Source organism: Pseudomonas sp. FG13, from assembly GCF_057809755.1.
This window is the reverse complement of the sequence record NZ_JBMDKO010000058.1, coordinates 25,006-35,567: the sequence shown is the minus strand read 5'-3', so window position 1 is coordinate 35,567 and position 10,562 is coordinate 25,006. Positions and strand designations below refer to the sequence as shown.

Here is a 10,562-nt window from a genome sequence, read left to right as displayed (position 1 = left end):
CCATGCCGAACCCCACCGGGCCCTGGGTGAAACCGGACTTGGCGTCGAGGATGAAACTCTGGGTCCATTCCTCGGCCTTGCCCTGGGCCGCGCTCGGGTTGGTGAAGTTACGGTTGAAGTAGAAGTTGCGCAGGTTGAGATTGACCTTCGCATCTTCGACAAACCCCGACTCTGCGGCCAGGACAGGCAGGGCGGAACCGGCCAGGGCAACGGCGATGAGGCTGGGGAACAAATGCTGTGTGGACTTCATGGGCGTGTCTCTATTTTTTATGGACGAAAAGAACCGCTGCCGCAAACCTGGGTTGCAGACGAAACGGTGGAACCAAACGGGTAGATGGCTGTGGATCAGCCGGGCGAGGCGGGGCGTGAGGTCATGGCGAGGCACCTGTCGTTCTTGTTGTGTGCGAGGGATGGTGAAGGGCAGGCCGGGATCGCTTCAATTGGCGATTATCGGTTTTGGGCGATTATCGAACGGCAAAAACACCTGAGCCGAACCACAAAACCCTGTGGGAGCGAGCCTGCTCGCGAAAGCGGCGTGTCAGACAACACAGCTGTGCCTGGTCCTCCGCTATCGCGAGCAGGCTCGCTCCCACAGGGTTCGTGGACGGTCTGACAGACGCGTCGATTTTTCCGACAAGCTTTTAAGGTTGTCGCTCGGAAGCCGTGCCTCTAGCCTTTTTGTGTCGCTGCCCATTCAGCGACCGGGACTGCAAGCCCGCCGAATTTGTTAGGCGCCTAGCCGCGTCCCTATAATCCATGGCGTTTTCTGATGCCATCGTTTTATGGTGGCTGTGTGCGGGAGACCTTCGGGTCTGCCGAGGTTGCCTAACGACTCGGTCTTGCAGACCCGTACACAGCTGCCACCTATCATCTGCAAGTGATGCTGGCGGCTCCCATTTTCGTTAGGAGCACCATCATGATCAAAGAAACACCCAATCCCCCTGCGCCCGGCTCCACCTTCCCCTACAACGACCCCGATCCAGACAAACTCCAAGAGGCAGCAGACCGAGCACTCGATTTCCATCTTGGCACCCACCCTGATCCCAAGCCCAAAACCTCAACTCAAGTTTTCACCGTCATCGATACCCTCGACACCGAGTCTCTGCTGGCGAATCTCAGCGAAACCCTGGCCTCGGCCAATGCCATGGTCAATGATCTGGCGTTCGATCTGGAAGGCTCGCGGCGGCATGTCGCATTGGGCGTGGCGCAGATGGTTGAATTGAGTGAGCTATTGGCTAATCGTGCGTTGGATATCGTCGACCCGCGTTAGCCAAGTGGGGCTATCCCCCAGCTGGGCTGTGGGAGCAAAGCTTGCTCGCGATGACAGTACTTCAGTTGATCACGCGCTTTTGCTTTTGCTTTTGATCTTGAATGCCCCATTAACCACGCTGGCCGAACGCAGGCATTGCGCAGTGGGCATCCCGGCATGGATGCCGGGATAGCCGCGCTGGGCCATGGATGGCCCTTCGCGGCGGGCCCACGGAGCAATGCCGGAGTGAGGGCACACCGAGCGTAGGCGAGGTGCCGAGTGGTGGGGCCAGCGTTCTTTGCTTACTTTCTTTGGCGTTTGAAAGAAAGTAAGTCGCCGTCAGGGCGAAACCCTAAGTGGCCGTTACCGCAGCAATGGATATGTACTCAGTAAACAACCCCCCGGCCGCCTGTCAGGCCACCATCGCGAGCAAGCTCGCTCCCACAGGAGAATGACCATGTCGCCTTCTTCGCGGGCAAGCCTTGCTCCCACACAACTCTGTAGAACCCAAACAAAAAGCCCACCTCTCGGTGGGCTTCGTGTTTCAGCGTTCAAGCATCAAGTCAGAACAATTTCATCTTCGGCGCTTCTTCCTTCACCGGCTCGTTCTTGCCGGTCTCGGCATTCCAGCCGCCACCCAGTGCCTTGTACAGATTGACCTCGCTGGTCAATTGCGCCAGGCGGTCGGTGATCAACGATTGTTGGGCGCTGAACAACTGGCGTTGGGCGTCGAGGAAGGTCAGGTTGCTGTCGACACCAATGCGATAGCGACGCTCGGCCAGGCGGTAGTAGTCCTGGTTGGCGGCCACGAAGTCGGTCTGGGCCTGCAACTGTTCGTTGTAGGTCTGGCGTGCGGCCAGGCCGTCGGAGACTTCCTGGAATGCCGTCTGAATCGACTTCTCGTACTGCGCGACGTTGATGTCTTTCTGGATCTTGGCGTAATCCAGGCTCGCCCGCAGGCTGCCGGCGTTGAAGATCGGCAGGTTGATCTGCGGGGCGAAGGTCCAGGTCCCCGAGCCGCCCTTGAACAGGCCGGACAGGTCCGGGCTCAGCGTGCCGGCGTTGGCCGTCAGGCTGATGCTCGGGAAGAACGCGGCCCGTGCGGCGCCGATGTTGGCGTTGGCGGCAAGCAGGTTGTGTTCGGCCTGGAGAATGTCTGGACGACGTTGCAGCAGGTCCGACGGCAACCCGGCCGGCACTTCGCTGAGCAGGTCAGCGCTCAACGGTTGCGAGTTCAGGTTGGCCGGCAGGCCGGTGCCCAGCAGCAGGGTCAGGCTGTTTTCGTCCTGGGCCACCTGGCGAGTGTAGCGGGCCAGTTGCACGCGGGCGTTTTCCACCGCCGTGCGCGCCTGGCTCAGGTCAAGCGCCGAGGCGACGCCGACATCGGCGCTGCGGGTGGTCAGCTTGAGGCTTTGCTCGTAGGTTACCAGGGTTTCCTGGGTCAGCTTGAGCAGTTCCTTGTCGGCCTGCCAGGTCAGGTAAGCGTTGGCGACGCTGGCCACCAGGCTGATCTGGGTGCTGCGGCGGGCTTCTTCGGTGGCGAAGTAGCTTTGCAGCGCTTGCTCGCTCAGGCTGCGAACCCGACCGAACAGGTCCAGTTCGTAGGCGCTGATGCCCAGGGTGGCCGAGTAGGAGCTGCTGATGGCCGCTTCACCGGTTTGCGAGGCCCGTGCCGGTACCCGCTGGCGGCTGCCGGAACCCGTGGCCGAGACCGCCGGGAACAGGTCCGCCCGCTGGATGTTGTACTGCGCGGCGTAGGCATCGATGTTCAGCGCCGCGACACGCAGGTCGCGGTTGTTTTCCAGGGCGACCTGGATCAGCTGCTGCAGGGCCGGGTCATGGAAAAACTGCTTCCAGCCCTGTTCCGCGGCTGCCTGACCGGCCGCCTTGGCCGGCTCGTAGGCCGGGCCTTGCGGGTATTGTGTCGCGACCGGTGCTTCGGGCCGCTGATAGTCGGGGATCAGCGAGCAGCCGCTGAGCACGACGGCGGCGATGGTCAGAGAGAGTAGCGACTTGCTCATTGCCCAGCCTCATTAAAAGTTTCAGGGGTGTCGTCCTGCTTGCGACGACCTATCGACGACACGGCCACGAAGAACAGCGGCACCCAGAAGATCGCCAGGACGGTGGCGGTGATCATCCCGCCGATGACCACGGTACCGATGGCATGTTGACTGCCTGAACCAGCACCTGTGGAGATCGCCAGAGGCACGACGCCCAGGATAAACGCAAGCGAGGTCATGATGATCGGCCGCAATCGCATCCGGCAAGCCTCGATGGCTGCCTCTTGCAAGCTCTTGCCCTGCTCGTGCAGTTCCTTGGCGAACTCGACGATCAGAATGGCGTTTTTCGCGACCAGGCCGATGGTGGTCAAGAGGCCCACCAGAAAGTACACGTCATTGGAAAGACCGCGCAAGCTGGTGGCCAGCAATGCTCCGATGATCCCCAACGGCACCACGAGTACGATCGCAATCGGGATCGACCAGCTTTCATACAACGCCGCCAGGCACAGGAACACCATCAGGATCGACAGGGCGAACAGCGCTGGCGCCTGGGAGCCTGCCAGTCGTTCTTCGTACGACAGGCCGGTCCAGGAAATACCGACACCGGCCGGCAGCTTCTTGGCAATGGCTTCGACTTCAGCCATGGCTTCACCGGTGGAGTAACCCGGCGCCGGAACGCCCAGGACTTCCATCGCTTCCACACCGTTGTAGCGGGCCAGTTTCGGCGAACCGTAGATCCACTCACCCTTGGCGAACGCGGTGAACGGCACCATGGTTCCGGAGCTGTTGCGCACGTACCACTTCTTCAGGTCTTCGGGGCTCATGCGGGCACCCGGCTGGCCTTGCACGTACACCTTCTTCACCCGACCGCGGTCGATGAAGTCGTTGACATAGCTACTGCCCAGGGCAATCGACAGGGTGCTGTTGATGTCCGAAATGGTCACGCCCAGGGCGCTGGCCTTCTCATCGTCGATTTCCAGCTGGTATTGCGGTTCGTCGTTCAGGCCGTTGGGACGTACCTGTGCCAACACCTTGCTTTGAGCCGCCATGCCCAGGAACTGGTTACGCGCCTCCATCAACTTGGTGTGGCCGATCCCGGCGCGGTCCTGCAGGAACACGTCGAAACCGGTGGCGTTACCCAGCTCCATCACGGCCGGTGGGGCGAAGGCGAACACCATCGCATCGCGGAACGTGAAGAAGTGTTGCTGGGCGCGGGCCGAGATCTTGAACACCGTGTTGTCGGCGTTACGCTCTTCCCACGGCTTGAGCATGATGAACGCCATGCCCGAACTCTGGCCACGACCGGCGAAGTTGAAACCGGTCACGGTGAACACCGACGCCACACCGTCGCCTTCGCCGCCGTCCTTGCCCGGACGCAGCAGGAACTCGCGCATCTTGTCTACCACCACCTGGGTGCGCTCGGCACTGGAGCCGGCGGGCGTCTGTACCTGGGCAAACAACACGCCCTGGTCTTCTTCCGGGAGGAACGAGGACGGGATACGCATGAACAGCCAGACCATGCCGACGACGATGATCAGGTAGACCAGCAGGTACGGTGCTTTATGGCGCAGGATATTGCCGACACCCCGCTCGTAGCTTTGCACGCTGCGGTCGAAGTTGCGGTTGAACCAGCCGAAGAAGCCACGTTTCGCTACGCCATGGTCACCCTTGGGAATGGGTTTGAGCATGGTCGCGCAGAGTGCCGGGGTGAAGATCAGCGCCACCATTACCGACAGGGCCATGGCCGAGACGATGGTGATGGAGAACTGTTTATAGATCACACCGGTGGAGCCGCCGAAAAACGCCATCGGCAACAGTACCGCCGAAAGCACCAAGGCAATACCCACCAGGGCGCCCTGGATCTGGCCCATGGATTTTTTCGTCGCTTCCTTGGGGGACAGGCCTTCTTCGCTCATCACCCGTTCGACGTTTTCCACCACGACGATGGCGTCGTCCACCAGCAAGCCGATGGCCAGCACCATGCCGAACATGGTCAGGGTGTTGATGCTGAAGCCGAACGCCGCGAGGATCCCGAACGTACCCAGCAGCACCACCGGCACGGTCATCGTGGTGATGATGGTGGCGCGGAAGTTCTGCAGGAACAGGAACATCACCAGGAACACCAGGGCGACGGCTTCGACCAGGGTTTCGACTACACCCTTGATCGATTCGCTCACCACCGGCGTGGTGTCGTAGGGGAATACCACTTCCATGCCAGGTGGGAAGAAAGGCTTGAGGTTATTGACGGTCTGGCGCAGGGCCTTGGCCGTGTCGAGGGCGTTGGCACCGGTGGCCAGTCGTACTGCCAGACCCGAGGCCGGGGCACCGTTGAACTGGGCATTGATGGCATAGTTCTCACCGCCCAGGCCGACTTCCGCCACGTCACCGACGCGTACTTGCGAGCCGTCCGGGTTGACCTTGAGCAGGATCTTCTTGAACTGCTCGGCGGTCTGCAAGCGGGTCTTGCCGATGATGGTGGCGTTCAGTTGCTGGCCGGGCAGGGCGGGCAGGCCGCCGAGCTGGCCCGAGGAGACCTGGACGTTCTGCGCGGCAATGGCGGTGCTCACGTCCGACGGGGTCAGGCTGTAATTGTTCAGCTTGGCCGGGTCGAGCCAGATCCGCATGGCGTACTGGGCACCGAAGACCTGGAAGTCACCGACACCGGCCGTGCGCGAGATCGGGTCCTGCATGTTGGACACGATGTAGTTGGACAGGTCCTCACGGGTCATGGTGCCGTCGCGCGACACCACGCCGATCACCATCAGGAAGTTCCTCACCGATTTGGTCACGCGGATACCCTGTTGCTGCACTTCTTGCGGCAGCAGCGGGGTGGCCAGGTTCAGCTTGTTCTGGACCTGGACCTGCGCGGTATCGGAGTTGGTGCCCTGCTCGAAGGTCGCGGTGATGGTCATGCTGCCGTCGGAGTTACTCTCCGAGGACACATAACGCAGGTTGTCGATACCGTTGAGCTGCTGCTCGATGACCTGGACCACGGTGTCCTGCACGGTTTGCGCGGACGCACCCGGGTAGGTGACCTGGATCGCGATGGCTGGCGGCGCGATGCTCGGGTACTGGTTGATCGGCAACTTGAGGATCGATAGAGCCCCGACCAGCATGATCACCAGAGCGATCACCCAGGCGAAGATCGGACGGTCGATAAAGAATTTCGACATGGTTTACTCCCCTTTGCCGCCGGCTGCTTTATCAGCTGCCTGAGCGGGGGCCGGGTTCTTGGTGGCTGCGTCGGTGCCCACGTTGGTGGCTTCGGTGGCCTTGACTTCAACCCCTGGCCGTACGTACTGCAGGCCTTCGGTGATCAGGCGGTCGCCAGCCTTGAGCCCGTCTTCGATCAGCCACTGGCTGCCCACGGTGCGACTGGCCTTGAGTTGACGCAGTTCGACCTTGTTGTCCGGGCCTACCACCAAGGCGGTCGGCGTGCCCTTGAGGTCGCGGGTCACGCCTTGCTGTGGCGCGAGAATCGCCGCGCTGTTCACACCGGCTTGCAACTGCGCGTGGACGAACATGCCCGGCAGCAGAGTGTGGTCAGGGTTGGGGAACACGGCCCGCAAGGTGACGGAGCCGGTGGTCTGGTCGACCGACACTTCGGAGAACTCCAGCTTGCCTTCATGAGGGTACGGGCTGCCGTCTTCCAGGGTCAGCTTGACCATGGCGGCGTTGTCGCCAGCCTTCTGCAACCGGCCACTTTCCAGTTCACGGCGCAATTGCAGCAGCTCGACCGAGCTCTGGGTCACGTCGACATAGATCGGGTCCAACTGCTGGATAGTCGCCAGTGCGTCGGCCTGACCGTTGCTGACCAGCGCGCCCTCGGTCACCGAAGAGCGACCGATGCGACCGGAAATCGGTGCATAGACCTTGGTGTAGCGCACGTTGATCTGAGCGGTTTGCAGGTTGGCTTCCGACTCGAGGCGATTGGCCACGGCGGTGTCGTATTCCTGGCGGCTGACGGCTTGTTCATCCACCAATTGCTTGTAGCGATCGGCGATGGATTTGGTCGACCGCAGGTTGGCCTCGGCGCTCTTGAGGGTCGCTTCGTACACGGCCGGGTCGATCTGATACAGCTGCTGACCGGCCTTGACGTCGGCGCCTTCCTTGAACAGACGCTTGAGGATGATGCCGTTGACCTGAGGGCGAACCTCTGCGACGCGGAACGCGCTGGTACGGCCGGGCAACTCGGACGTCAAGGTGAAAGGCTGGGTTTTGAGGGTTACGACGCCGACCTGAGGGGGTGGTGCGGCGGGGGCCGCCTCTTCCTTTTTGCATCCGCTGAGCAGTGATGCCAGGGCGATGGCGGTAACCAGAGCGGTAACAGCTGGCTTGAATTGCATGGAAATCCTCGGGTCAGGCGCGCAACAGGCGCACTCGAAAGGTGGAAAGTTAGAAAGGCGTCATTTTTCAATTAGTAGGTTGCTAAGAAATATACTTACGTACATGGTTGTTTGTAAACAGCCAAATTGCGTACCATCCAGCTTTACAAAAGCCTGACAAAGGCCCTGTTGACCGGAGACGCGCTCTATGCGCAAGCGTTCTCTATTCGCTCAGCTGACTTTACGCATTGCTCATGCATCCTGATTGAGGTGTTTACTGCCATGGTTCGTCGTACCAAAGAGGAAGCCCTGGAGACTCGCAGCCAGATACTCGAAGCGGCCGAAAAGGCCTTTTTCGAGCGTGGCGTGGCGCGCACGACGCTGGCCGACATTGCGACCCTCGCCGGTGTGACGCGCGGGGCTATCTACTGGCATTTCAGCAACAAGGCGGATCTGCTTCAGGCCATGCTCGACACCTTGCATGAGCCTCTCGATGAACTGGCGCGCGCCAGTGAAAATGAAGAAGAGCTGGACCCGTTGGGCTGCGTCCAGAAGTTGCTGGTGCGGTTGTTCCAGCAGGTGGCCCTGGACCCGAAAACCCGACGCATCAATGAGATTCTTTTCCATAAGTGCGAGTTCACCGATGAGATGTGCGATTTGCGCCAGCAGCGGCGCGAAGTCAGCCTCGACTGCAATGTGCGTATTGCGCTGTCGCTGCGCAATGCAATGAAGCGTGGACAGCTGCCGGGTGATCTGGACCCGGAAAGGGCGGCGGTGGCCCTTCATGCCTACATCGACGGCATCCTCTACCAGTGGCTGTTGGTCCCCGACAGCTTCGCCCTGGCTGGTGAGGCCGAGCGCTGGGTGGACATCGGGCTGGATATGCTGCGCCTGAGCCCCAACCTGCGCAAATGAAACAAAATGCGTAATTGCGTCGATATGTGTCAATAGCGGATAGCACATACCCCGTCGGACTTCGAGCCCGACGGGGTATTTTATAGATGAACCGCAGGCAGATTGGCAGCGCTTCGGTCGCTACCGCCTACCGACCCTCTGGTCTATTCGACGATCAGGCGGACTGTGTAGTTGAAGGGCGGCTCGAGCATTTTTCGGGTGATTTCTGTTCTGCAAGTGAACTGGCCATTGCCGGTGTAGTTCGATCGACTTTTCCAGTCCGGCTTGTAACTGGGTTCCAGGGCGCCAATAACGATGGGCGCCTGGAAGCGGGTTTGCATCTGGCACTCGAAATTGAAGTTGCTCATTTTGTAGTTGAGAACGAGTTCGATAGGTTTGACTTTTTTCAGCGTGGGCTGCCAGCCGGATGTTGGGTAAGTGTAATTTCTTTCGTGGGCCACACGGAGGATGTAAGTTGATTTTGGCAGGACGTCATGAGCACTTAAGGGGAAGTCCACGTCTTGCGCTGGATCAGTCAATAAGTTGGTCATGTTCAATGTGCCGCGAGTATTGTTTGTGATTTCCACGGTGACTTCGGTGGCGGCCATGGTATGGGCAACCATGGTGGTGCCCATTATCAGGGCAAGGATAAGACTTTTCAGGGGGTTCATAGTTATGGGTCTCTCATGAAAGCAGGGCTCGCTGAAGCCTGCATGCGTTGGGCGTGTATGCTGTTGTGTTTGATTGAGTAAATGTTGTTGCTGATTTCCGTTGATCAGCGTTTTGAATGTTTCTAGAAATAAATATATATAAGCGTCAGTCCTTTGAGTGGTACAGGTGTTGTTCGGGTTTTATTATTAGCGTTGTCCGGGGCGGGAATCCATAGTGGGCAGGTTTTGTCTTGTTATTTGATATTTCGGCTTTGAGTGAATAATGCGGGCTTAAAGTTGCCAGGCATAAAAAAGCCCCGGCTCTTTCGAGTCGGGGCTTTTCAGTAGGGGCCGTTCTGGAACTTACATTACCGGATAATCGATATAACCCACCGGACCTTTCCCATAGAAGGTTTCCGGGCGTGGCTCGTTCAGCGGTGCATCGGCTTTCAAGCGTGCCGGCAAGTCCGGGTTGGCAATGAAAGGCACACCGAATGCCACGGCATCGGCCTTGCCTTCGGCCAGCCAGGCATTGGCGCTGTCCTTGGTGAAGCGCTCGTTGGCAATGTACGGACCGCCGAAGGCTTGCTTGAGTTGCGGGCCGATGCTGTCGTCGCCTTCCTTCTCGCGGGAGCAAATGAACGCGATACCACGCTTGCCCAGCTCGCGGGCTACATAGCTGAACGTTTCCAGGCGGTTCTCATCGCCCATGTCATGGGAGTCGGCACGTGGCGCCAAGTGCACGCCAACCCGGCCAGCGCCCCAGACTTCGATGGCGGCGTCGGTCACTTCCAGCAACAGGCGAGCGCGGTTTTCCAGGGAGCCGCCGTAGTTGTCGGTGCGCTGGTTGGTGCTGCTTTGCAGGAACTGGTCGAGCAGGTAGCCGTTGGCGCCATGGATTTCCACGCCGTCGAAACCGGCGGCCTTGGCGTTCTCGGCGCCCACGCGGTAGGCGTCGACGATGTCGGCGATTTCAGCGGTTTCCAGGGCCCGTGGCGTTGGGTAGTCGGCCAATGGACGCACCAGACTCACGTGGCCTTTAGGTTGTATGGCGCTGGGTGCCACCGGGGTTTCGCCATCCAGGTACGACGGATGGGAGATCCGGCCGACGTGCCACAGTTGCAGGAAGATCTTGCCGCCGGCGCCGTGGATCGCCTTGGTGACGTTGGCCCAGCCGCGCACCTGGTCGTTGGACCAGATGCCCGGGGTGTCCGGGTAACCCACGCCCATTGGCGTGACGGAGGTGGCCTCGCTGAGGATCAGGCCGGCGGAGGCACGTTGCACGTAGTACTCGGCCATCAACGCGTTGGGCACGCGGCCTGCGTCGGCGCGGCAGCGGGTCAGTGGCGCCATGATGATGCGGTTGTTCAGCTCGATGTCGCCGAGTTTGATGGGGTCGAAAATAGTCGTCATGAATTACAAGCCTCGAAAGTGGAAGGTAAAA

At 60.1% G+C, this 10,562-nt stretch carries 8 protein-coding genes; 2 read left to right on the top strand and 6 right to left on the bottom strand.

Annotated elements, in window-relative coordinates; translation table 11 throughout:
- Positions 1–250: OprD family outer membrane porin (locus tag ACODTO_RS26865; protein WP_175364294.1), on the bottom strand; the 250-nt coding region annotated here is incomplete at its 3' end.
- A 666-nt stretch (positions 251–916) separates the two neighbouring features.
- Between ACODTO_RS26865 and ACODTO_RS26860 the strand changes: the two genes are divergently transcribed.
- On the top strand, positions 917–1,270 hold the full coding sequence (locus ACODTO_RS26860) for a DUF6124 family protein (protein WP_139650379.1): 354 nt from the start codon (positions 917–919) through the stop codon (positions 1,268–1,270).
- A gap of 542 nt (positions 1,271–1,812) precedes the next feature.
- Here the strand turns inward: ACODTO_RS26860 and adeC are convergent.
- Genes adeC through ACODTO_RS26845 form a run of 3 tightly spaced genes read right to left on the bottom strand, consistent with a single transcriptional unit; the run spans position 1,813 to position 7,595 of the window.
- Positions 1,813–3,270, bottom strand: a complete 1,458-nt coding sequence (gene adeC, locus ACODTO_RS26855) for an AdeC/AdeK/OprM family multidrug efflux complex outer membrane factor (RefSeq protein WP_139650378.1) — start codon at positions 3,268–3,270, stop codon at positions 1,813–1,815.
- Positions 3,267–6,422: an efflux RND transporter permease subunit EmhB gene (gene emhB, locus ACODTO_RS26850; protein WP_139650377.1), complete on the bottom strand. Its 3,156-nt coding sequence runs from the start codon at positions 6,420–6,422 to the stop codon at positions 3,267–3,269. The genes adeC and emhB overlap by 4 nt, the downstream gene beginning before the upstream one ends.
- Before the next feature lie 3 nt (positions 6,423–6,425).
- Positions 6,426–7,595 carry an efflux RND transporter periplasmic adaptor subunit gene (locus ACODTO_RS26845; RefSeq protein WP_139650376.1) on the bottom strand — a complete coding sequence of 390 codons (1,170 nt, stop codon included), beginning with the start codon at positions 7,593–7,595 and terminating at the stop codon, positions 6,426–6,428.
- 261 nt (positions 7,596–7,856) lie between these two features.
- Here ACODTO_RS26845 and ACODTO_RS26840 point away from each other — a divergent pair, with 261 nt between their 5' ends.
- On the top strand, positions 7,857–8,489 hold the full coding sequence (locus ACODTO_RS26840) for a TetR family transcriptional regulator (protein WP_175364247.1): 633 nt from the start codon (positions 7,857–7,859) through the stop codon (positions 8,487–8,489).
- A gap of 143 nt (positions 8,490–8,632) precedes the next feature.
- On the opposite strand, the gene ACODTO_RS26835 is transcribed toward ACODTO_RS26840, so the two are convergent.
- Positions 8,633–9,139 carry a hypothetical protein gene (locus tag ACODTO_RS26835; RefSeq protein ID WP_489107310.1) on the bottom strand — a complete coding sequence of 169 codons (507 nt, stop codon included), beginning with the start codon at positions 9,137–9,139 and terminating at the stop codon, positions 8,633–8,635.
- A gap of 342 nt (positions 9,140–9,481) precedes the next feature.
- Positions 9,482–10,531 carry an alkene reductase gene (locus tag ACODTO_RS26830; protein ID WP_139650373.1) on the bottom strand — a complete coding sequence of 350 codons (1,050 nt, stop codon included), beginning with the start codon at positions 10,529–10,531 and terminating at the stop codon, positions 9,482–9,484.
- Positions 10,532–10,562: the final 31 nt, after the last annotated feature.

Coding starts and splice junctions, on each gene's coding strand:
- ACODTO_RS26845 (WP_139650376.1), bottom strand. CDS start 7,595: ATGCAATTCAAGCCAGCTGTTACCGCTCTGGTTACCGCCATCGCCCTG.
- ACODTO_RS26830 (WP_139650373.1), bottom strand. CDS start 10,531: ATGACGACTATTTTCGACCCCATCAAACTCGGCGACATCGAGCTGAAC.
- ACODTO_RS26840 (WP_175364247.1), top strand. CDS start 7,857: ATGGTTCGTCGTACCAAAGAGGAAGCCCTGGAGACTCGCAGCCAGATA.
- adeC (WP_139650378.1), bottom strand. CDS start 3,270: ATGAGCAAGTCGCTACTCTCTCTGACCATCGCCGCCGTCGTGCTCAGC.
- ACODTO_RS26860 (WP_139650379.1), top strand. CDS start 917: ATGATCAAAGAAACACCCAATCCCCCTGCGCCCGGCTCCACCTTCCCC.
- emhB (WP_139650377.1), bottom strand. CDS start 6,422: ATGTCGAAATTCTTTATCGACCGTCCGATCTTCGCCTGGGTGATCGCT.
- ACODTO_RS26835 (WP_489107310.1), bottom strand. CDS start 9,139: ATGAACCCCCTGAAAAGTCTTATCCTTGCCCTGATAATGGGCACCACC.